The 21935-nt window shown below is 39.0% G+C and carries 19 protein-coding genes and 3 pseudogenes; 18 read left to right on the top strand and 4 right to left on the bottom strand.

Annotation, left to right across the window (positions count from 1 at the left end; translation table 11 throughout):
- Positions 1-127 precede the first annotated feature (127 nt).
- The 15 genes and pseudogenes from cdh to gmhA all read left to right on the top strand — a co-directional run bounded on the left by cdh (position 128) and on the right by gmhA (position 13521).
- Positions 128-1017 (top strand): annotated as a pseudogene (cdh, locus tag QT74_RS06635) (CDP-diacylglycerol diphosphatase).
- Between the two features lie 208 nt (positions 1018-1225).
- Positions 1226-3382, top strand: coding sequence for a flagellar hook protein FlgE (gene flgE, locus QT74_RS06630; protein WP_033765573.1), 2157 nt, complete (start codon positions 1226-1228; stop codon positions 3380-3382).
- 58 nt (positions 3383-3440) lie between these two features.
- The gene (gene hypA / locus QT74_RS06625; protein WP_000545280.1) at positions 3441-3794 is read left to right on the top strand and encodes a hydrogenase/urease nickel incorporation protein HypA; all 354 of its coding nucleotides are present in this window, start codon (positions 3441-3443) and stop codon (positions 3792-3794) included.
- 6 nt (positions 3795-3800) lie between these two features.
- Entirely contained in the window at positions 3801-4262 is a 462-nt protein-coding gene (mua, locus tag QT74_RS06620; protein ID WP_033765571.1) for a nickel-binding protein Mua, read from the top strand.
- Positions 4262-5344, top strand: a complete 1083-nt coding sequence (gene lpxB / locus QT74_RS06615; RefSeq protein ID WP_033765570.1) for a lipid-A-disaccharide synthase — start codon at positions 4262-4264, stop codon at positions 5342-5344. Before mua ends, lpxB begins: the two co-directional genes overlap by 1 nt.
- Before the next feature lie 40 nt (positions 5345-5384).
- Complete coding sequence (greA, locus tag QT74_RS06610) at positions 5385-5879, top strand: transcription elongation factor GreA (RefSeq protein WP_001031343.1); 495 nt, start codon at positions 5385-5387, stop codon at positions 5877-5879.
- Positions 5869-6306, top strand: coding sequence for a dUTP diphosphatase (dut, locus tag QT74_RS06605; RefSeq protein WP_033765568.1), 438 nt, complete (start codon positions 5869-5871; stop codon positions 6304-6306). Before greA ends, dut begins: the two co-directional genes overlap by 11 nt.
- The gene (locus QT74_RS06600) at positions 6303-6959 is read left to right on the top strand and encodes a hypothetical protein (protein ID WP_033765567.1); all 657 of its coding nucleotides are present in this window, start codon (positions 6303-6305) and stop codon (positions 6957-6959) included. The genes dut and QT74_RS06600 overlap by 4 nt, the downstream gene beginning before the upstream one ends.
- 4 nt (positions 6960-6963) lie before the next feature.
- Positions 6964-8637, top strand: coding sequence for a plasminogen-binding protein PgbB (pgbB, locus tag QT74_RS06595; RefSeq protein ID WP_033765565.1), 1674 nt, complete (start codon positions 6964-6966; stop codon positions 8635-8637).
- A 4-nt stretch (positions 8638-8641) separates the two neighbouring features.
- Positions 8642-9313: a type III pantothenate kinase gene (locus QT74_RS06590; protein WP_033765563.1), complete on the top strand. Its 672-nt coding sequence runs from the start codon at positions 8642-8644 to the stop codon at positions 9311-9313.
- A complete protein-coding gene (locus QT74_RS06585; protein WP_080247201.1) occupies positions 9304-10056 on the top strand; it encodes a sulfite exporter TauE/SafE family protein in 753 nt (250 codons plus the stop codon). The genes QT74_RS06590 and QT74_RS06585 overlap by 10 nt, the downstream gene beginning before the upstream one ends.
- The gene (gene gmhB / locus QT74_RS06580) at positions 10046-10567 is read left to right on the top strand and encodes a D-glycero-beta-D-manno-heptose 1,7-bisphosphate 7-phosphatase (protein ID WP_033765561.1); all 522 of its coding nucleotides are present in this window, start codon (positions 10046-10048) and stop codon (positions 10565-10567) included. The genes QT74_RS06585 and gmhB overlap by 11 nt, the downstream gene beginning before the upstream one ends.
- An 8-nt stretch (positions 10568-10575) precedes the next feature.
- Positions 10576-11568 (top strand): ADP-glyceromanno-heptose 6-epimerase, encoded by a 993-nt coding sequence (rfaD, locus tag QT74_RS06575; protein WP_033765559.1) that lies wholly within the window; start codon positions 10576-10578, stop codon positions 11566-11568.
- The gene (gene rfaE1 / locus QT74_RS06570; RefSeq protein WP_033765557.1) at positions 11565-12950 is read left to right on the top strand and encodes a D-glycero-beta-D-manno-heptose-7-phosphate kinase; all 1386 of its coding nucleotides are present in this window, start codon (positions 11565-11567) and stop codon (positions 12948-12950) included. The genes rfaD and rfaE1 overlap by 4 nt, the downstream gene beginning before the upstream one ends.
- On the top strand, positions 12943-13521 hold the full coding sequence (gene gmhA, locus QT74_RS06565) for a D-sedoheptulose 7-phosphate isomerase (protein ID WP_033765555.1): 579 nt from the start codon (positions 12943-12945) through the stop codon (positions 13519-13521). The genes rfaE1 and gmhA overlap by 8 nt, the downstream gene beginning before the upstream one ends.
- 2 nt (positions 13522-13523) lie before the next feature.
- Here the strand turns inward: gmhA and QT74_RS06560 are convergent.
- The 3 genes and pseudogenes from QT74_RS06560 to QT74_RS06550 all read right to left on the bottom strand — a co-directional run bounded on the left by QT74_RS06560 (position 13524) and on the right by QT74_RS06550 (position 17322).
- Positions 13524-14617: pseudogene (locus QT74_RS06560) on the bottom strand (hypothetical protein).
- A gap of 9 nt (positions 14618-14626) precedes the next feature.
- Positions 14627-16167, bottom strand: a pseudogene (gene patA, locus QT74_RS06555) (MBOAT family peptidoglycan O-acetyltransferase PatA).
- A 177-nt stretch (positions 16168-16344) separates the two neighbouring features.
- Positions 16345-17322 carry a GMP reductase gene (locus QT74_RS06550; RefSeq protein ID WP_033765584.1) on the bottom strand — a complete coding sequence of 326 codons (978 nt, stop codon included), beginning with the start codon at positions 17320-17322 and terminating at the stop codon, positions 16345-16347.
- A gap of 198 nt (positions 17323-17520) precedes the next feature.
- Between QT74_RS06550 and QT74_RS06545 the strand changes: the two genes are divergently transcribed.
- Both QT74_RS06545 and QT74_RS06540 read left to right on the top strand, forming a co-directional pair.
- Positions 17521-19122, top strand: coding sequence for an ABC-F family ATP-binding cassette domain-containing protein (locus QT74_RS06545; RefSeq protein ID WP_033765553.1), 1602 nt, complete (start codon positions 17521-17523; stop codon positions 19120-19122).
- A complete protein-coding gene (locus tag QT74_RS06540; RefSeq protein ID WP_033765551.1) occupies positions 19119-20072 on the top strand; it encodes a COG2958 family protein in 954 nt (317 codons plus the stop codon). Before QT74_RS06545 ends, QT74_RS06540 begins: the two co-directional genes overlap by 4 nt.
- Before the next feature lie 22 nt (positions 20073-20094).
- Here the strand turns inward: QT74_RS06540 and QT74_RS06535 are convergent, their stop codons facing one another.
- Positions 20095-20781: a phosphatase PAP2 family protein gene (locus tag QT74_RS06535; RefSeq protein ID WP_033765549.1), complete on the bottom strand. Its 687-nt coding sequence runs from the start codon at positions 20779-20781 to the stop codon at positions 20095-20097.
- A 183-nt stretch (positions 20782-20964) separates the two neighbouring features.
- Between QT74_RS06535 and QT74_RS06530 the strand changes: the two genes are divergently transcribed.
- Positions 20965-21935: type I restriction-modification system subunit M (locus tag QT74_RS06530; RefSeq protein ID WP_033765582.1), on the top strand; the 971-nt coding region annotated here is incomplete at its 3' end.

Here is a 21935-nt window from a genome sequence, read left to right as displayed (position 1 = left end):
TGATAAGCACCAACCCCATAAGATCGCATGGTGAAAAATTATCGCCTGATTAACGCAAGCTATTTAATATTTTAAAAAATTCTTTAGATCTTTTTAATGCTATCAATTTAAATTTTTTCTAGTTAGTATTCAAAAATCTCTTTCTAAAAATAGGTTACCAAATGTTACTAATAAGTTAAAATTTATTAAAATAATCATAATAATTAAAGCTTTTAACCACTATTGTAGAAAAATAACAAGAGGGTTTGCAAAAACTCTCATTAAAAACAAGGAGCAAAAAAGATGAAAAAAGCGGGCTTTCTTTTTTTAGCGGTGGTAGCTATCGCTGTTATGAGTTTAAACGCTAAAGATCCGAATGTGTTGCGTAAGATTGTTTTTGAGGAATGTCTGCCTAATTATGAGAAAAATCAGAATCCTTCGCCATGCATAGAAGTCAAACCCGATGCCGGCTATGTGGTTTTAAAAGATATTAACGGCCCGTTGCAATATTTGTTGATGCCAACAACTCACATTAGCGGTATTGAAAGCCCTTTGTTGCTTGATCCCTCTACGCCTAACTTTTTTTATTTATCATGGCAAGCGCGCGATTTTATGAGTAAAAAATACGGCAAACCCATTCCTGATAGCGCAATTTCTTTGACGATCAACTCTAGCAAAGGGCGATCGCAAAACCATTTTCATATCCATATCTCTTGCATTAGCCTTGATACGCGCAAACAGCTGGATAATAACCTAAAAAAAATCAACAGCCGTTGGTCGCCATTACCGGGCGGTTTGAACGGGCATAAATATTTGGTGCGTCGGGTAACAGAGAGCGAGTTAGTGCAAAAAAGCCCGTTTGTCATGCTTAATAAAGAAGTGCCTAATGCGCGCAAACACATGGGGGACTATGGCTTAGCGGTGGTGCAACAGAGCGATAACTCCTTTGTCTTATTAGCGACACAATTTAACCCATTGACTTTAAATCGCGCTTCAGCCGAAGAGATTCAAGATCACGAATGCGCGATTTTGCGTTAAGGTAAGTTAGATTCTTAAATTTGAGCGATAACCTTTAAAAAGCGTTATGGGGGTAGTGTTACAAAACCCCCTATCCCCTTATGAATTTGACCGATCTTTTTGATTAACAAACCTTTAAAATCCGCAACCAATCATTCTAAAAAGCTATTTAGGAACAACTTTTGCTTTATTTTGCATAGATTGAATTTCTTTACATTAAAGGATAACCATGCTTAGGTCTTTATGGTCTGGTGTCAATGGGATGCAAGCCCACCAAATTGCTTTGGATATTGAGAGTAACAATATTGCGAACGTGAATACCACTGGGTTTAAATATTCTAGGGCTTCTTTTGTGGACATGCTCTCTCAAGTCAAACTCATCGCTACCGCGCCCTATAAAAACGGGTTAGCAGGGCAGAATGACTTTTCTGTGGGGCTTGGGGTAGGCGTGGATGCGACGACTAAAATCTTTTCACAAGGCAATATCCAAAACACAGATGTCAAAACCGATCTAGCGATTCAAGGCGATGGCTTTTTTATCATTAGCCCTGATAGGGGGATCACGCGCAATTTCACTAGAGATGGGGAGTTCCTTTTTGACTCGCAAGGGAGTTTGGTTACCACCGGCGGGCTTGTGGTGCAAGGGTGGGTGAGAAACGGGAGCGATACCGGCAATAAAGGGAGCGATACGGACGCTTTAAAAGTGGATAACACTGGCCCTTTAGAAAACATTAGAATTGATCCAGGAATGGTGATGCCAGCTAGAGCGAGTAACCGCATTTCTATGAGGGCGAATTTAAACGCTGGAAGGCATGCCGATCAAACAGCGGCGATATTTGCTTTGGATTCTTCAGCCAAAACCCCTTCAGATGGCATTAATCCGGTGTATGATTCAGGCACGAATCTTGCTCAAGTCGCCGAAGACATGGGATCTTTATACAATGAAGATGGCGACGCTCTTTTATTGAATGAAAATCAAGGGATTTGGGTGAGCTATAAGAGCGCAAAAATGGTCAAAGACATCCTCCCTTCTGCAGAAAACAGCACGCTTGAATTGAATGGGGTTAAGATTTCTTTCACAAACGATTCAGCGGTGAGCCGGACTTCAAGCCTAGTGGCGGCTAAAAATGCGATCAATGCGGTCAAAAGCCAAACAGGCATTGAAGCTTATTTGGACGGCAAGCAATTGCGTTTGGAAAACACCAATGAATTAGACGGCGATGAAAAGCTTAAAAACATTGTGGTCACTCAAGCCGGGACCGGAGCGTTCGCTAACTTTTTAGACGGTGATAAAGATGTAACGGCCTTTAAATACAGCTACACGCATTCTATTAGCCCTAATGCGGATATTGGGCAGTTTAGGACCACTGAAGACTTGCGCGCCTTAATCCAGCATGACGCTAATATCGTAAAAGATCCTAGCTTAGCGGATAATTACCAAGACTCAGCCGCTTCTATAGGGGTTAGCGTCAATCAATACGGCATGTTTGAAATCAACAATAAAGACAATAAAAATATTATTAAAGAAAACCTGAATATCTTTGTGAGCGGGTATTCTTCAGACAGCGTAACGAACAATGTTTTGTTTAAAAATGCGATGAAAGGGCTTAACACCGCTTCTTTGATTGAAGGGGGAGCGTCAGCGAGCAGTTCTAAATTCACCCATGCTACCCATGCAACAAGCATTGATGTGATAGACAGCTTAGGCACTAAACACGCCATGCGCATTGAATTTTATAGGAGTGGGGGAGCGGAATGGAATTTTAGGGTGATCGTGCCTGAGCCTGGGGAATTAGTAGGGGGGTCAGCGGCTAGACCGAATGTGTTTGAAGGGGGCCGTTTGCGTTTCAATAATGATGGATCGCTCGCTGGCATGAACCCGCCTCTTTTGCAATTTGACCCTAAAAATGGCGCTGATGCCCCCCAACGCATCAATCTTGCCTTTGGTTCCTCAGGGAGCTTTGATGGGCTAACGAGCGTGGATAAGATTTCTGAAACTTATGCGATTGAGCAAAACGGCTACCAAGCGGGCGATTTGATGGATGTTCGTTTTGATTCAGACGGGGTGCTTTTAGGAGCGTTCAGTAATGGCAGGACTTTAGCGCTCGCTCAAGTGGCTTTAGCGAATTTTGCTAACGATGCGGGTTTACAGGCTTTAGGCGGGAATGTCTTTTCTCAAACCGGAAACTCAGGGCAAGCCTTAATCGGTGCGGCTAATACGGGGCGTAGGGGTTCGATTTCAGGATCTAAACTAGAGTCTAGTAATGTGGATTTGAGCCGGAGTTTAACGAATTTGATTGTGGTTCAAAGGGGGTTTCAAGCGAACTCTAAAGCGGTAACCACATCCGATCAAATCCTTAACACCCTATTGAATCTTAAGCAATAAACTAAAGGATTACTCTAATACAATATAATAGGGGCTAATTTAAAGATTAAGGTTTAGTATGCATGAATACTCGGTCGTTTCTTCTTTAATCGCTCTTTGCGAAGAGCATGCGAAGAAAAATCAAGCCCATAAGATTGAAAGAGTCGTTGTCGGTATTGGTGAAAGAAGCGCTATGGATAAGAGCTTGTTTGTGAGCGCGTTTGAGACTTTTAGAGAAGAATCTTTGGTGTGTAAAGACGCTATTTTAGACATTGTAGATGAAAAGGTTGAATTAGAATGCAAGGATTGTTCGCATGTTTTTAAGCCTAACGCACTAGATTATGGGGTGTGTGAGAAATGCCACAGCAAGAATGTCATTATCACTCAAGGCAATGAAATGCGTTTGTTGTCTTTAGAAATGTTAGCGGAATAAAAACCGATGCAAGAAGAATTGAACGCTTACCAGCAAGAAATTAAAGACACTAGAGAAGTTTTAAAAAAAATCCGTTTGGAATTGAAGCAAGTCCAAGAAATCTTGCGTAAGAAAAAAAGCGTTTTAAAAGGTTTGAAGCAAGAAATCTGTCAAAAAAAATCAGAAAAAGAAAACTCCCGCTTAAACAAAGAAACACAAAATACAGAAGAGGATGTGATTTTCCCTAAAGCCCTTGAAGAGGTGGAGGTTTTCACTAGTGATAATCAGGTTATCATGGCAAAACCAAGCAAGCGCGTGTTTGATGAAGGGATTTACTTGCAATACCGCAGCGTTTTGCGCGAAAACAGGCTTTTAAAAAACCATCTCTCTAAAAAAGATTTTGAAAATTCGTTGCTCAAAATTGAATTAAGGGATTTGCATAAAGAAATCAAGCTCTATCAAGTCCAAAACCTTTTGAAAGACAAATAATGCCCACGATTTTAGTGAGCGCTTTAGAAGCGAGCTCTAATATGCATTTAGAAGAATTACGCCACAATTTGCCTAAAGATTATCGTTTCATTGGCGTGTTTGAAAGCAAAGAGGCACTCTATAGCCCTAGGGAATTTTCTGTCATGGGTTTTAGAGATGTGATAGGCCGTTTGGGGTTTTTACTCAAAGCCCATAAAGAAATGGTCCAATTAGCCAAACAAGCGGATATGGTGCTTTTAATGGATTCTTCTTCTTTCAATATCCCCCTAGCCAAAAAAATCAAAAAACAAGACCCGCATAAAAAAATCATGTATTATATTTTACCGCAAGTTTGGGCATGGAAAAAATGGCGCGCTAAAAGCCTTGAAAAATACTGCGATTTTTTGGGAGCGATTTTGCCTTTTGAAGTGAGCTATTACCAAAAAAAAGCCCAATATGTGGGACATCCTTTATTAGATGAAATTAAATATTATAAAAAAGATATTAAGGGCGAAACTCTGGTGTTTATGCCAGGAAGCCGAAAAAGTGAAATCGCTAAAATGTTCCCTTTGTTTGTCAAAGCGGCTCAAATTTTAGAACAAAACGAAGGGTTTAAAAGGCGTGTGCTGGTCGTGCCGAGTTTCTTTAAGGGGTTGGATTTGAAAGCCCTTTATGGAGAAGACATTCAATTATTTGAAATTTCTTATGATGCGCATAAGAGTTTGTTTGAAGCGGAGTTTGCGTTCATTTGCAGCGGCACAGCGACTTTAGAGGCCGCTTTAATTGGCACGCCTTTTGTGTTAGCGTATAGGGCTAAAACGATGGATTTTTTGATCGCTAGAATGTTTGTCAATTTGCATTATATAGGTTTAGCGAATATCTTTTATAACGCCTTAAATGATGAGACTCCAGGGCTTGGGGAGAGCCAATTGCACCCGGAATTGATCCAGCATTTTTTGAGCGTAGAGGGTTTGTTAAAAGCGTATAAAGAAATGGACAGAGAGCGCTATTTTAAAGAAAGTTTGAGATTAAGGGAATATTTAAAACATGGGAGCGCGAGAAAAGTCGCCGAAGAGATGGCTTTTTTGCTGAATTTAACTTAATTTTTACTATAATCTCTACTGAATAAGCTTAGGAGATTAAATGAATAAAGAACCTATGAGTATGCATGGATACAATAAAATTTGCGCGGAATTGAAGCAATTAAAAGAGGTGGAACGGCCTAATATTGTGAAAGAAATTGATATTGCTAGAGGGCATGGGGATTTGAAAGAAAACGCTGAATACCATGCCGCTAAAGAAAAACAACGCTTCATTGAAGCGAGAATTGTGGATTTAAGCGAAATTGTCGCTAACGCTCAAGTGATTGATCCGAGTGTTTTAGCCCATAATAAAGTGAGTTTTGGCAGCACGATTAAAATCCTTAATTTGGATAACGATAAAGAGTTTTCTTACACGATAGTAGGGAGCGTGGAGAGCGATCCGGCTAAAGGGTTGATCTCTTTTGGTTCGCCGATCGCTAAGAGTTTGATCGGTAAGAGTAAGGGCGATGCGGTGAGCATTCAATTGCCTAATGGCGAAAGCGATTTTGAAATTTTAGACATTTATTATAAAGAGATTTGTTTTGATGAAAATTAAAATCCAAAAAATCCACCCAAACGCTCTTATCCCTGAATACCAAACCGAGGGTTCTTCAGGCTTTGATTTGCATGCGGTAGAAAATGCAATCATCAAACCTCATAGCGTGGGGTTGGTGAAAATAGGGATTTGTTTGTCTTTAGAAGTGGGGTATGAATTGCAAGTGCGCACCCGTAGCGGTTTGGCTTTGAACCATCAGGTGATGGTGTTAAATTCTCCTGGCACGGTGGATAATGATTATAGGGGCGAAATTAAGGTCATTTTAGCGAATTTAAGCGATAAAGATTTTAAAGTTCAAGTAGGGGATAGGATCGCTCAAGGGGTGGTTCAAAAAACTTATAAAGCCGAATTTATAGAATGCGAACGATTAGATGAAACTTCAAGGGGTAGCGGAGGGTTTGGTAGCACAGGAGTGAGTAAGGCATGAATATTAAGGAAAATTTAGAGCAAGTTAAAAACGAATTCAAAAGCGATGAAAAGCTTTTAGAGGGGGCGTTTAGATTAGAAAAGTTTTTCAAACGCTACAAGTGGGTGTTGTTGTTTATCGTGGTGGCTTTTATCGCTTATTTAGGGGATACAAAATTACAAGATTATAAGCATGAGCAAACTAGAGAGCGAATCACTCAAATTTATAATGAAGTGCTAGAGAGTCCTAATAATATAGCCTTGCAAAAAAGATTGAAAGAAATCGCCCCAGAGTTGTATGATTTGTATCAGTTCGCCAGAGCGAGTGAAAGAAACGATGCAAACGAGTTTAAAAAACTTTCGCAATCTTCTAATGAAATCGTTAAAACTTTTGCCAAATATTCTTACGCATCGCTTTCTAGAGATAAAAACCTACTTGAAAAAAGCCCCGTTCTTAAAGAAATGAGTGCTTTACAAGAAGTGAACTTGTTGTATGAAGAAAATTCTAAAGACGCAATCAAAAAAGCGCATCAAAGTTTATCTACTATCCCTCTAAGTTCTTCACTCTATGCTATAATCTCTGTTTTAAAACACTATGGAATGTTAGAAGATATTCAGCAAAACCTTTCCAAACCAACTAATCTAAAAAAAGAAACCATTCAAGGAACGCATTGATTTGATGAATAAACCATTTTTAATCTTACTCATAGCCCTAATTGCCTTTAGCGGCTGTAACATGAGAAAATACTTCAAACCCGCTAAACACCAAGTTAAAGGCGAAGCGTATTTCCCTAACCATTTGCAAGAAAGTATCGTTTCGTCTAATCGTTATGGAGCCATTTTGAAAAATGGAGCGGTTATAGGCGATAAAGGTTTAACGCAATTAAGAATCGGTAAGAATTTCAATTATGAAAGCAGTTTTTTAAATGAGAGTCAAGGGTTTTTCATCCTTGCGCAAGATTGTTTGAACAAGATTGATAAAAAAACAAGCAAAAACAAGGTGGCTAAGACTGAAGAAACGGAATTGAAATTAAAGGGCGTTGAAGCGGAAGTCCAAGATAAAGTCTGTCATCAAGTGGAATTGATTAGCAATAACCCTAACGCCAGCCAACAATCTATCGTTATTCCTTTGGAGACTTTTGCCTTGAGCGCGAGCGTTAAAGGGAATCTTTTAGCGGTGGTGTTAGCAGACAATTCAGCGAATTTATACGACATCACTTCTCAAAAATTGCTTTTTAGTGAGAAAGGTTCCCCAAGCGCCACGATCAATTCTTTAATGGCGATGCCTATTTTTATGGATACGGTCGTGGTGTTCCCCATGCTAGATGGGCGCTTGTTGGTCGTGGATTATGTGCATGGAAACCCTACGCCTATTAGAAACATTGTTATCAGCAGCGATAAGTTTTTTAACAATATCACTTACCTTATTGTAGATGGCAATAACATGATCGCTTCTACAGGGAAAAGGATACTCTCAGTAGTGAGCGGTCAAGAGTTCAATTACGATGGGGATATTGTGGATTTGCTTTATGATAAGGGGACTTTATACGTGCTCACGCTAGACGGGCAGATTTTGCAAATGGATAAGAGTTTGAGGGAATTAAACAGCGTGAAACTGCCCTTTGCTTCGCTCAATACCATTGTATTAAACCATAATAAATTGTATTCTTTAGAAAAGCGCGGGTATGTGATAGAGGTGGATTTGAATGATTTTGATTCGTATAATGTCTATAAAACGCCAACTATAGGCAGTTTTAAGTTTTTTTCATCTAATCGTTTGGATAAAGGGGTGTTTTATGATAAAAATCGGGTGTATTATGATCGCTACTATTTAGATTATAATGATTTTAAGCCAAAACTTTATCCCGTTGTGGAAAAATCTGCATCTAAAAAATCTCAAAAAGGTGAAAAAGGGAACGCTCCTATTTATTTGCAAGAAAGGCATAAAGCTAAAGAAAAGCCTTTAGAAGAAAACAAAGTTAAGCCAAGAAATAGCGGGTTTGAAGAAGAAGAAGTTAAAACCAGAAGGCGCGATATGGAGCCTATTAACAATCAAAATAACGCTATCCAAAAAGGCGTAAAAGAAAATCAAGAAAACAAAAACGCTCCTGCTTCAAAAGAGGGTAACCAAAAAGGCGCAAAAAACGCTCCTGTTTCAAAAGAGGATAACGCTATTAAAGAAGCACCAAAACTCAGCCCTAAAGAAGAAAAACGCCGCTTGAAAGAAGAAAAGAAAAAAGCCAAAGCCGAACGAAGGGCGAGAGAATTTGAACAAAGAGCGAAAGAGCATCAAGAAAGAGATGAAAAAGAGCTTGAAGAAAGAAGAAAAGCTTTAGAAATGAATAAGAAGTAGGCCTATGCCAGCTAGGCAATCTTTGACAGGTTTGAAAAACCTGGTTTTATGCGATATAGGCAATACGCGCATCCATTTCGCGCAAAACTATCAGCTCTTTTCAAGCGCTAAAGAAGATTTAAAGCGTTTGGGTATTCAAAAGGAAATTTTTTACATTAGCGTGAATGAAGAAAATGAAAAAGCCCTTTTGAATTGTTACCCTAACGCTAAAAATATTGCAGGGTTTTTTCATTTAGAAACCGACTATATAGGGCTTGGGATAGACCGGCAAATGGCGTGTTTAGCGCTAAATAATGGCGTGGTGGTAGATGCTGGGAGTGCGATTACGATTGATTTAGTCAAAGAGGGCAAGCATTTGGGGGGGTGTATTTTGCCCGGTTTAGCCCAATATACCCATGCGTATAAAAAAAGCGCTAAAATCTTAGAGCAACCTTTCAAAGCCTTAGATTCTTTAGAAGTTTTACCTAAAAACACTAGAGACGCTGTGAATTACGGCATGGTTTTGAGCGTCATCTCTTGCATCCAGCATTTAGCCAAAAATCAAAAAATCTATCTTTGTGGGGGCGATGCGAAGTATTTGAGCGCGTTTTTACCCCATTCTGTTTGCAAGGAGCGTTTGGTTTTTGACGGGATGGAAATCGCTCTTAAAAAAGCAGGGATACTAGAATGCAAATGATGCAGAATTTGAGTTTTTTGGGCATGTTTTTAGCCGCTTTGAGCATGTCCTTAGGGCATTGTGTGGGCATGTGTGGGGGGATTGTGAGCGCATTCAGTCAAATAAGATTTTCTAAAGTTACAAGCTTTTCTTACCAGCTCACTTGCCATGCCCTTTATAATGTAGGGAGGATCAGCACCTACATGCTCTTAGGGGCTATAACGGCAGGTTTAGGGCATAGTCTTAGTGCGAGCATGGGTTTTAGGGGTGTTTTATTCATTAGCATGGGGATTGTTTTAATCCTTTTAGCGCTCTTGGGAGCTAAAGTGGAAAAATTAAGCTTTCAAATCCCTTTTATCTCTTTTTTGATGAAAAAAACCTTGCAATCTCAAAACATTCTAGGGCTGTATTTCTTGGGCGTGTTGAATGGGTTTTTACCTTGCATGATGGTGTATTCGTTTTTAGCGAGCGTGATTCTTAGTCATAGCGCGTTTATGGGGGCGATGCTAGGCCTTTCTTTTGGGCTTGGCACTAGCGTGCCGTTGTTTTTAATGGGGGTTTTTTTGAGTAAAATTTCTATCTCTTATAGGAAATTTTTCAATCTTTTGTCTAAAAGTTTGATGGGGGTTTTTGGGCTTTATGTCCTTTATATGGGGATCATGCTCATCAACCACCAAACACCCCATGCAATGCACCACCAAAGCGATATGATGCTCCATCAAAACCACACCACGCCACACCAAGAAAGCCACCATGAGCGCTAACAAAGCCCTTTTTTTAGACAGAGACGGCATTATTAATATTGATAAAGGCTATGTGAGCCAAAAAGAAGATTTTGAATTCCAAAAAGGGATTTTTGAATTGTTAAGGCATGCGAAATCTTTAGGCTATAAACTGCTTTTAATCACCAATCAATCCGGGATCAACCGAGGCTATTACACCCTTAAAGATTTTGAAAACCTTACTAAATACCTCCAAGAAAGCTTGCTTAAAGAATTAGGTTTTAATTTGGATGGCATTTATTTTTGCAGGCACGCCCCAGAAGAAAATTGCACTTGCAGGAAGCCAAAACCTTTTTTGATTTTACAAGCCGCTAAAGAGCATCAAATTTGTTTGGAAAAATCTTTTATGATAGGCGATAAAGAAAGCGACATGTTAGCCGGCTTGAACGCTAAAGTTAAAAATAACCTCTTATTGAGCGCAAATTTTTTAAAAACTCCTCATTCTTGGATACAATGTAAAAATCTTAAAGAGATGATTAATTGGATTAAATAAGGATAATAATGCGTTATATTGATGATGAATTAGAGAATCAAACGATTTTAATTACCGGTGGGGCCGGTTTTGTGGGCAGTAATTTAGCCTTTTATTTTCAAGATAACCACCCTAAAGCTAAAGTGATCATTTTAGATAAATTCCGTAACAACACGCTTTCCAATAATGGCCGCCCGAGTTCTTTAGGGCATTTTAAGAATTTAATCGGTTTTAAGGGTGAAGTGATCACGGCTGATATTAATAACCCTTTAGATTTAAGGCGTTTAGAAAAGTTGCATTTTGATTATTTGTTCCACCAGGCCGCTGTCTCTGATACGACCATGTTAGATCAAGAATTAGTGATGAAAACTAACTACCAGGCTTTTTTACGGCTTTTAGAAATCGCCCAACCCAAAAAGGCTAAAGTGATTTACGCTTCTTCAGCAGGCGTTTATGGCAACACCAAAGCCCCCAATGTGGTAGGCTCAAACGAAAGCCCTGAAAATGTTTATGGCTTTTCCAAGCTTTGCATGGACGAATTTGTCCGCTCTTATTCAAGCGATCTCATTCAAGTGGGCTTACGATTTTTTAATGTCTATGGGCCTAAGGAATTTTATAAGGAAAAAACCGCCTCTATGGTTTTGCAACTCGCTTTGCAAGCGTTGGCGTTTAAGGAAGTCAAGCTTTTTGAATTTGGCGAGCAGTTAAGGGATTTTGTCTATATTGAAGATGTGATCCAAGCGAATGTGAAAGCGATGAAAGCCCAAAAAAGCGGGGTTTATAATGTGGGCTATTCACAAGCCAGGAGCTATAATGAGATTGTTAGCATTTTAAAAGAGCATTTAGGGGATTTTAAAGTAAATTATATTAAAAACCCTTATCCTTTTTTCCAAGAGCACACGCAAGCGCATATTGAACCCACTATTTTGGATTTAGACTACACCCCCTTATACGATTTAGAAAGCGGCATTAAGGATTACTTGCCCCATATCCATGCGATTTTTAAAGAACAATACGCATGAAAAAAATCTTAGTCATAGGGGATTTGATCGCTGATTATTATTTATGGGGGAAGAGCGAACGCCTTTCGCCTGAAGCCCCTGTACCTGTTTTGGAAGTCAAAAAAGAGAGCAAGAATTTAGGCGGAGCGGCTAATGTGGCCAATAATCTCACCTCTTTAGGGGCTAAAGTATTTTTATGTGGGGTAGTGGGCGATGATTTAGAGGGTAAGCATTTCATTAACGCTTTAAAAATAAGAGAGATTGACACTTCAGGCGTTTTAATAGATAAAACCCGTTGCACCACGCTCAAAACGCGCATTATCGCGCAAAACCAGCAAATCGTGCGTGTGGATAAGGAAATCAAAGATCCCTTAAACGCCGATTTAAGAAAACATCTTTTAGATTTTATCGCAGAAAAAATCCAAGAAATGGATGGGGTGATCCTTTCAGATTACAATAAGGGCGTTTTGGATTTTGAACTCACTCAAACCATCATCGCATTAGCCAACGCACACCACAAGCTCATTTTATGCGACCCTAAAGGGAAAGATTATAGCAAATATTCTCATGCGAGTTTGATCACGCCCAATCGTTTTGAATTAGAGCAAGCGCTCCATTTGAAATTAGACAGCCATGCCAATTTATCAAAAGCGCTTAAAATCTTAAAAGAAACTTACCATATCGCCATGCCTTTAGTCACTTTGAGCGAGCAAGGCATCGCTTTTTTAGAAAAAAACGAGCTAATCAATTGCCCCACCATCGCTAAAGAAGTTTATGATGTAACCGGGGCTGGCGATACGGTGATTGCAGCTTTAACGCTTTCTTTATTAGAGTCAAAAGATCTTAAAAAAGCTTGCGAGTTTGCCAATGCAGCAGCGGCGGTGGTGGTGGGTAAAATGGGGAGCGCGTTAGCGAGTTTAGAAGAAATCGCTTTGATTTTAAACCAAACGCACCCCAAAATCCTCCCTTTAGAAAAGCTGTTAGAAACTTTAGATCAGCAAAAAATCGTTTTCACCAATGGCTGTTTTGACATCCTCCATAAAGGGCATGCGAGTTATTTGCAAAAGGCTAAAGCTTTAGGGGATATTCTCATTGTGGGGTTAAATAGCGATAATTCCGTTAAAAGGCTTAAGGGGGATAAACGCCCCATAGTGAGCGAAAAAGACAGAGCGTTTCTTTTAGCGAGTTTGTCTTGCGTGGATTATGTCGTGGTGTTTGAAGAAGACACGCCCATCAAATTAATTCAAGCCCTAAAGCCTGATATTTTAGTCAAGGGAGCGGACTATCTCAATAAAGAAGTCATAGGGAGCGAGTTTGCTAAAGAAACCCGTTTGATAGAGTTTGAAGAAGGTTATTCCACAAGCGCTATCATAGAAAAAATTAAAAGGACACATAATGATTGATGGTTTAATAAAAAAAGAATTTTTAGCCCATAAGGAAGCGTTAGAAAAAAGTTTAGAAAGTTTGCAAGAAGCGTTAAAGCAAAGCGTTCATCTTTTGATAGAAACCTTAGAAAATCAAGGGAAAATCCTTATTTGCGGTAATGGGGGGAGTGCGAGCGACGCGCAGCATTTTGCCGCTGAATTGACCGGGCGCTATAAATTAGAAAGGAAAGGCTTGAGCGCGATAAGTTTAAGCACGGATACCTCAGCCCTCACCGCCATTGCGAACGATTATGGTTATGAAGAAGTGTTTGCCAGACAAGTGGAAGCGTTGGGGGTAAAAAACGATGTTTTGATAGGGATTTCTACAAGCGGTAATTCCAAAAATGTCCTAAAAGCTTATGAAAAAGCTAAAGCTTTAGGGATGAAAACGCTTAGCTTAGCGGGGCGTGATGGGGGGAAAATGAAGCCTTTAAGCGATATGGCTTTGATTGTCCCTAGCGATGACACCCCACGAATCCAAGAAATGCACATTCTTATGATTCACATCTTATGCGATTGTATTGAAAGGCATTTCGCTCATAAAAGTTAGCCCTAATTTTGGATTTCTTTAGGGATTTGATAGTTTTCTATCGTTTGGATGAGTTGTTGCTTGAAGGAATCAATGTTATTGGGAGTGAGTAGGTATTTCTTGCTCGCTATGGCTTGCAAGACTTCTTTGGAACCTATGGGATCATAATGCCCTATATCCTTATAGCGTTTTATCTCTTTAGCTAATGGCATGGTGCGTAGGTCATGGATTTCTGCATTAGAGTATTTTAAAAGCGTTTTTAAGGCGTTGTGGATGGCGTTTAAATTGCGTGTTAAAATGGTATGATTACAAACCTTATATTTTAAAAGCGAGTCCGTTCTTGTCCATAAAATAAAATGTTTATCGCTGTGTTTTTGAATAAAATCCCCTAGCTGTTTGGTGATTTTATAAGCATTTTCTTCATCTATGGCTAATTGATTAGGATTTTTTAACGCTGATAAATAGGATCTTTTCACATTATCCAGCGTATAATCATAGGGGTTATTATGACCAAACATGAAATTATAATCATAACGATTTAAAACGCTATTGCAAAAATCATATAATTGGAACCAAGAATTGAGTTTGCAAAAAGATTTTTCTTTAATTTTAAGATAATTTGTAGAAAAGTAGAAAAACGCGTTTTTAAAGACTCTAAAGTTATATAAATACACAAAATCCCTAGTGAAATAGGGGTATTCAAAAAAGTATTTGGAGTGCTTGTTCAAAATAAATTCAAAAAAAGCCAAATCCATGGCAACGGTATTGACTGGTTGGTGCTTGAAAGCAAAAGGAAGCAATGATATATTTCTCCAATATTCATACCAGAGACGGTTAGTTTGATAGGATCTTTCAACCACAGCAAGTCATGGATGTCTTTTAAGCTAAAATTCAAACTGATGCTTGTTCCTATTAACAAGCTGTTATAAGGGTAATGCTTGATCACTCCTTCAAAATGCGATAAATTCGCCCCAACTCTTTCATGCCAATCAATGGGGTATTTTGCTTTCCTGAAATACTCAAAAGGATCGATTAGGTAATTAAACAATCCAACACCTACAAGAAGAGAGAGGCAAAAAGAAACAATGATTAAAGTCTGTTTTTTATAAAACTCCATGCTAGTGTCCTAAAAATTAAAATACAAAAATACCGATTGAGAACTGGCAAAAATAAATAAAAACCCTACAGAGAGCAACAAACAAGCGCTTGTTGTTTTAATCCAATCCATTTGATTGGATTGGTATAGATGGGAACTATTCTTTAAACAAAAAGAGATGATTACCATCAAAACACACATTTTGAATGTGGGGGATGCATACATCATGGTGTGCATGATCATGTTATCATTGACACGATTTAAAAACTCTGATGCCTCTTGTGAAAGATGACAAAGCGAAACGCCATTCAAACCAACCATCCCCTTTAAAACCTTCAAAGCGCTATTCAAATCCTTCGCTCTAAAAAACACCCATGCAAGATTGATGAAATTAAAAGTGATGAGCCATGCTAAAATCTTTGGCATAGTGAAATGAAATTTTCTAGCGGTATGAGAATACGCTCTATGAACGCTCAAAGCAATCCCATGCAATAGCCCCCAAATGATAAAAGTCCAACCAGCCCCATGCCAAAACCCTCCAATCAAAAACACTAAAATTAAATTCCTATACACGATTAATTCTTTCACCCTATTACCCCCTAAAGGGATATACAAATACTCTTTTAAGAAGCGGCTCAAAGTGATATGCCACCTCCTCCAAAAATCTTGGATATTCAAAGCCTTATAGGGACTATTAAAATTGATAGGGAGTTTGATATTAAAAAAGAGGGCAATGCCTATAGCCATATCGCAATAACCGCTAAAATCAAAATACAGCTGGAACGAATAAGATAAAGACACCATCCATGCTTGAATAAAACTTAAGCTAGCCGCCTTATCAAATCCAAAATCAGCAAAATGAGCGGTATTATCCGCAATCACGACCTTTTTAAACAAACCGATAGAAAAGATAAACAAGCCTAAAGCGATATTTCTGTAATTCAAAAATTGATTATTTTTATCTTTAAATTGAGGCATCATCTCACTATGATGCACAATGGGTCCTGCAATGAGTTGAGGGAAGAAACTCACAAATAAAGCGTAATCTAAAAAATGCGAAAATGAAAAAAATGAAGGAGGGGGGTTTAATAAAATAGGAGCGTTTTCACTCTCTCTCTCGTTTTGGGCTGCATGATTTGATTTTGCTTATAAGTGTCCATCAAGTAAGCGATTTGTTGCAAAGTGAAAAAGCTGATCGCTAAAGGCAAGATTAAATGCAAGGTTTCAAAATGGCTCTTCAATATTAGATTGAAATTGGTTAAGAAAAAATCAGTGTATTTGAAAAATCCTAAAAGTGAAACATTAGCGATCAGGCCCAAAATAAGCCATAATCTTTTATAGGCATTTTGCTGGGTTTGATGGATCTTCAAAGCCACAAAATAATTAAAAATAATAGAGCCAACCAATAAGGGCAAATACTTCACATTCCAAAAAGCATAAAAAAACAAACTAGCCAATACGAGCCATAGTTTAGGGAACAGGGGATTTTTAGCATAAGCTTGTAAGATAAAATACCCTAAAAAACCAACAGGCAAAAAAGCAAAGATGAATAACGGCGTGTTGAATAACAAAACAAATACCCTTAAGATTGAGATGATGGAAGCTAACACTATACAAAAAAATGATCCAACAAGATGCAATGAAAATAAAGAAAGGATCAAAAAAACAACAAAAACCCAAGTCAAAGCAAATCGCTTGAAAAATAGATTGAAGACCATTCTTTCTGCTTTCGCTTTCATTGATTTTCTTTAGATTGTGTCCCCATTGAAAATTGAATTTTTCACAATGACATAATCAACTTTTCGAATCGCTTCAAGGTCTCTCCCACCTGCATAGGAGATTGAAGATTGCAAATCTTGATGCATTTCAACCAGCGTGTCTTTTAACGAGCCTTTATGTTGGATCCAAATTTTCTTACCTTCAACATTTTTCTTTTCACCTTTTTGGAACTCTGATGCCGAACCGAAATATTCTTTATATGCGATACCATTTTCTATTTTTGTTTCTCCAGATGATTCTTCATGCCCTGCAAAAAGCGAGCCAATCATTACCATTGTCGCACCAAAGCGTATGGATTTTGCAATATCCCCATGCGTGCGAATGCCGCCATCTGCAATAATCGGTTTTCTTGCTGCTTTAGCGCACCACCTAAGAGCCGCTAGTTGCCAACCACCCGTGCCAAAGCCTGTTTTGATTTTAGTAATACACACCTTCCCAGGCCCGATGCCAACTTTCGTAGCGTCAGCACCGGCGTTCTCTAATTCACGGACTGCTTCTGGCGTGCCAACATTCCCGGCAATCACAAAAGTTTCGGGCAAACGCATTTTGATGCGTTGGATCATTTCAATGACAGAATTTGAATGGCCATGCGCAATATCGATTGTGATATAGTCTGGCGTTAATCCTTGTTTGGCTAACTCTTCTATCAAAAGATATTCTTCCTTTTTTACTCCCACGCTGATGGAACTAATCCATTGGCGTTCTTTCATTTTTTTGACAAACGGGATTCTTGCCGATCCATTAAAGCGGTGCATGATGTAGAAATAGCCATTTTCTGCTAGAAATTCTGCGATCGATTCGTTGATGATTGTTTGCATGTTGGCTGGGACTATGGGCATTTTAAACGCATGTTTGCCTAGAATAACGGTCGTATCGCACTCTGAACGGCTATTCACGATGCATTTATTAGGAATGAGTTGGACATCCTCGTAATCAAACACTTTCAATGACTTGATCCTTTTTTGCTTTAAAAACATTATTTTTACCTTAATTTGAATAAAAAATCAAGAGAAAATGATATAGGCTCGATCAAATTTTGGGCGTCAAAGGCCTTATGAATAACCATAATAAGCAAGGGTTACAATATTGCAAAGAAAACGCTACAATAAGCTTTCTCTAATCACAAAAAATAAGGAAATCATAAGATGCTGCAAACCATCAACTTAACGCAACGCTATGCGACTAAAAAATTGTTTGAAAATGTGAATATCAAGCTGGATAAAAACAAGCGCTACGGGCTTATTGGGGCTAATGGTGCAGGGAAGTCCACTTTTTTAAAGATTTTAAGCAAGAGCATTGATTGTAGCAGTGGGGAAGTCATCATCACAAGCGGGATGAGAATGGGGGTTTTAGGGCAGGATCAATACGCCTTTGAAGATTTGAGCCTTAAAGATGCGGTTTTAATAGGCAACAAGCGTTTGTATGACGCTATCAAAGAAAAAGAGCGCTTATACACTGAAGGGGATTTGAGCGATGATAAGGTGAATGCGAGACTAGGGGAGTTAGAAACCATTTGCGTAGAAGAAGATCCCATGTATGAATGCGAAGTGGTGATTGAAAAGATTTTAGAAGATTTAGGCATTCCTAGCTCTAGGCATAACGATTTGATGAAAACCTTGCCAAGCAGCGATAAATTTAAAATCCTTCTCGCTCAAGTCTTGTTCCCTAAACCGGATATTTTGCTTTTAGATGAGCCTACGAACAACCTGGATTTAAACGCCATTGAATGGCTAGAAAACAACCTCAAACGCCATGAAGGCACGATGGTGGTCATTAGCCATGACAGGCATTTTTTGAATGCAGTATGCACGCATATTTTGGATTTGGATTTTCACAGCGTGCGCGAATTTAGCGGGAATTATGACGATTGGTATATCGCCTCTACTCTGATCGCTAAACAGCAAGAGGCTGAACGCAATAAAAAACTCAAAGAAAAAGAAGAGCTAGAAAAATTTATCGCTCGTTTTAGCGCTAACGCCTCTAAAGCCAAGCAAGCCACCAGCCGCCAAAAACAACTGGATAAATTAGACATTCAAAGCTTAGCGGTATCCAGTAGGAGGGATCCAAGCATCATTTTTAAACCCAAAAGAACCATTGGTAATGAAGCCTTAGAATGCGAAAACATCTCTAAAAGTTATGACGACCAAATTATTTTAAATCAAGTGAGCTTGAAAGTGATGCCTAAAGATAAAATCGCTCTCATAGGGCCAAATGGCGTGGGTAAATCCACGCTTTGCAAAATTTTAGTAGAAGAATTAAAGCCCGATAAGGGCGTGGTGAAATGGGGGGCGACCGTTTCAAAAGGCTATTTCCCTCAAAACGTGAGCGAAGAAATTAGCGGCGAAGAGACCTTGTATCAATGGCTCTTTAATTTCAATAAAAAGATTGAAAGTGCAGAAGTGAGAAACGCTTTAGGGAGGATGCTTTTTAATGGCGAAGAGCAAGAAAAGTGCGTGAACGCCTTAAGTGGGGGCGAAAAACACCGAATGGTTTTATCCAAGCTCATGCTAGAAGGGGGGAATTTTTTAGTCTTAGATGAGCCGACTAACCATTTGGATTTAGAAGCGATTATCGCTTTAGGCGAAGCACTTTATAAATTTGATGGGGCGGTGATTTGCATAAGCCATGACAGAGAATTGATTGATGCGTATGCAAACCGGATCATTGAATTAGTCCCAAGCCCTAAAGGCGCTTCAATCATTGATTTTAAAGGCAGTTATGAAGAATATCTAGCGAGCAAAAAATGAAGCCACGAGACATTGAAATCATTCAAAGCGTTTTAGAAACGATTGATGAGCCTATTAAGCCTACTGAAATTTATCATAAGGCCAAAGAGCTTTTTAATGAAGGCAAGATTGCAAAAATGTTTGATTGTGGGGGCAAAACCCCACACCAGAGCGTTAGCGCTTATATTTATGAAGCCTTAAACAAGGGCGAAGAAGTGCCTTTTTTGAAAGTGCAAGAAAAACCAATTCTAATCGCTTTAAAAAGCGCGACAAACGAGCCGGTTATGAAAGAGCCGGATTTAAACGCTGAAAAACCAAGCGCTCCAAGCGCTAAAATCGTGCATGAAAGGGATTTGCACCCTTTTTTAACCTACATGGCTTTTGATAATGAAAATTTGAAATGCTACACGAAAACCATTTTTCATGAAGAAAGTTCAAAATCGCCAAAAGGCATGGACAGATGGCTTTATCCGGACATGGTGGGGGTTAGGTTTTTACACGCCGAACTCTCTAATGAAAATTTAATCGCTTTTTCTAAGAAATTTGACACCTTGCCTATTAAATTGGTGAGCTTTGAATTGAAAAAAGAAATCAGCGTAACTAATTGCAGGGAGTATTATTTTCAAGCGATTTCTAACAGCTCTAATGAGGGGTATTTAGTGGGCCGTCATATTGATACGCACAATCCCCAACTCATGGATTTATTGAAGCGTTTGCATGCGAGTTTTGGGATTGGCGTGATTGATTTAAGAACTGATGAGGATAAAAGCGTTATTTTATTGAACGCTAAATACAAAGAAAAAATTGATTACACTATGGCTCAAGAGCTTAGCGACAAAAATCCAAAATTCAGCGGTTTTTTAAAAAGCGTTGTGGATTATGACCCGGCTCACTCATACCGCTATAAAGATGAATTTGATGAGGTTAAAAAGAAAGAGGAGTTATACCCTAACTCATCGCTTTCTTTTTAAAAATGAGATTTTAAAAAACGCTTTAAGCGGCTTTATAAGGGCGTTTCAAAAACCCTAAATAAAGCGCTAAAGAGCAGCACGACCAAGCAATCCCTAATAAAAACCCTCCTAAAACATCGCTAGGGTAATGCACCCCTAAATAAACCCTATCATACGACATTAAAAAAATCCAAAAAAGCAAAACCACAGCAATAATCGTTTTAATGCGATTGTTTGCGTTAGAATAGCATAACAACAACGCCAAAGAGCCGTAAAAAAGCGCTGAAGCTAAAGCATGCCCACTAGGGAAACTAAAGCCATGCGCAAAAACCAATTCGCCATTGGTTACAGGCCGTGGGCGCGCCACTAAAAGCTTAAGGGATTTTAAGGTGAATTCACCTAATAAAATGCTAAAGAAAAACCACACCCCCAAAGCGATGCGTTTTTGAAACCCAAACCACAAGCCAATGAGTAAGGCTATAGGAGTGGTGAGCTTGCTTTGCGCAAACCATGTGCTAAAAAACACGAAAGAAAGCCACGCGCTCCCTTGAATGGGGGCAGGGTTGCGGATCAAGTCTATAAAAAATAAATCCAATTGTTGCACCCACTCTTTTTGAAAGGCCACCCCGCTTATTACGATGCCAAACAAAATAAAAAAGACGATCCCCACAATCCCAAGCGTTTTAGCCGCTTTTTTTTCTCTTACGCTGATTGTTCTGTCAAATACCATTCAAACCCCTTTTAAAAAATGACTTTAAAAAGGGCGATTATAGCTTATTTATCCCACAAACGCACAGAAAATGCAAGGAATAAAAAAATAATATTCTTTGATATAATGAAACCTTTAAAGGGTGTGCGCCCAACGCCAAACAAAACCGCCAATCAAAACACAAAAAAAGGGGCTTATATCATCATGGAAAACAAAAACACTCAAGCGAACGAATCTTCTTCATTAGAGCGTAACGAATTGCACAACACCATTTGGAAAGTGGCGAATGAATTGCGAGGCTCAGTGGATGGCTGGGATTTTAAGCAATACGTTTTAGGCATTCTTTTTTACCGCTACATTTCAGAAAACATGACTCATTACATCAATAAAGAAGAGCGAAAGCGCGATCCGAGTTTTGATTACGCTTCATTAAGCGATGAAGAAGCCGAGCGTGCAAGAGAGGGCCTTATTGAAGAAAAAGGCTTTTTCATCCCGCCAAGCGCTTTATTTTGTAATGTGTTAAAAAACGCGCCTAGTAACGAAGATCTCAATGTAACCCTACAAAATATTTTTAACGAAATAGAAAAATCCAGCCTTGGCACTCCATCAGAAGAAAATGTCAAAGGCTTGTTTGCGGATTTAGATGTCAATAGCAATAAATTAGGGAGCTCTCATAAAATTAGGGTGGAAAAATTGGCTAAAATCCTTCAAGCCATAGGGGGCATGCAATTAGGAGATTATTTAAAAAGCGGGATTGATGTTTTTGGCGACGCTTATGAATATTTAATGGCCATGTATGCGAGCAATGCCGGCAAAAGCGGAGGGGAATTTTTCACCCCCCAAGAAGTGAGCGAACTGCTCGCTAAAATCGCCCTGCACGGCCAAGAAAGCATCAATAAAGTTTATGACCCATGCTGTGGGAGCGGAAGCTTACTCTTACAATTTTCTAAAGTGTTAGGCGATAAAAACGTTTCAAAAGGGTATTTTGGGCAAGAAATCAATTTGACCACTTACAACCTTTGCCGCATCAACATGTTTTTGCATGACATCAATTACTCTAAATTCCACATTGCACTTGGGGACACGCTTTTAGACCCAAAGCATGAAGACGATGAGCCTTTTGATGCGATCGTTTCCAACCCTCCCTATTCCACTAAATGGATAGGCGATAACAA

It is taken from the genome of Helicobacter pylori SA213A, from assembly GCF_000476275.1.
Lineage (GTDB): Bacteria > Campylobacterota > Campylobacteria > Campylobacterales > Helicobacteraceae > Helicobacter > Helicobacter pylori_CL.
This window is presented reverse-complemented; position numbering and strand designations above follow the sequence as displayed.

Excerpts from the sequence above, each read along its gene's own strand:
- flgE (WP_033765573.1), top strand. The coding sequence starts at position 1,226 with ATGCTTAGGTCTTTATGGTCTGGTGTCAATGGGATGCAAGCCCACCAA.
- hypA (WP_000545280.1), top strand. The coding sequence starts at position 3,441 with ATGCATGAATACTCGGTCGTTTCTTCTTTAATCGCTCTTTGCGAAGAG.
- mua (WP_033765571.1), top strand. The coding sequence starts at position 3,801 with ATGCAAGAAGAATTGAACGCTTACCAGCAAGAAATTAAAGACACTAGA.
- lpxB (WP_033765570.1), top strand. The coding sequence starts at position 4,262 with ATGCCCACGATTTTAGTGAGCGCTTTAGAAGCGAGCTCTAATATGCAT.
- greA (WP_001031343.1), top strand. The coding sequence starts at position 5,385 with ATGAATAAAGAACCTATGAGTATGCATGGATACAATAAAATTTGCGCG.
- dut (WP_033765568.1), top strand. The coding sequence starts at position 5,869 with ATGAAAATTAAAATCCAAAAAATCCACCCAAACGCTCTTATCCCTGAA.
- QT74_RS06600 (WP_033765567.1), top strand. The coding sequence starts at position 6,303 with ATGAATATTAAGGAAAATTTAGAGCAAGTTAAAAACGAATTCAAAAGC.
- pgbB (WP_033765565.1), top strand. The coding sequence starts at position 6,964 with ATGAATAAACCATTTTTAATCTTACTCATAGCCCTAATTGCCTTTAGC.
- QT74_RS06590 (WP_033765563.1), top strand. The coding sequence starts at position 8,642 with ATGCCAGCTAGGCAATCTTTGACAGGTTTGAAAAACCTGGTTTTATGC.
- QT74_RS06585 (WP_080247201.1), top strand. The coding sequence starts at position 9,304 with ATGCAAATGATGCAGAATTTGAGTTTTTTGGGCATGTTTTTAGCCGCT.
- gmhB (WP_033765561.1), top strand. The coding sequence starts at position 10,046 with ATGAGCGCTAACAAAGCCCTTTTTTTAGACAGAGACGGCATTATTAAT.
- rfaD (WP_033765559.1), top strand. The coding sequence starts at position 10,576 with ATGCGTTATATTGATGATGAATTAGAGAATCAAACGATTTTAATTACC.
- rfaE1 (WP_033765557.1), top strand. The coding sequence starts at position 11,565 with ATGAAAAAAATCTTAGTCATAGGGGATTTGATCGCTGATTATTATTTA.
- gmhA (WP_033765555.1), top strand. The coding sequence starts at position 12,943 with ATGATTGATGGTTTAATAAAAAAAGAATTTTTAGCCCATAAGGAAGCG.
- QT74_RS06545 (WP_033765553.1), top strand. The coding sequence starts at position 17,521 with ATGCTGCAAACCATCAACTTAACGCAACGCTATGCGACTAAAAAATTG.
- QT74_RS06540 (WP_033765551.1), top strand. The coding sequence starts at position 19,119 with ATGAAGCCACGAGACATTGAAATCATTCAAAGCGTTTTAGAAACGATT.
- QT74_RS06535 (WP_033765549.1), bottom strand. The coding sequence starts at position 20,781 with ATGGTATTTGACAGAACAATCAGCGTAAGAGAAAAAAAAGCGGCTAAA.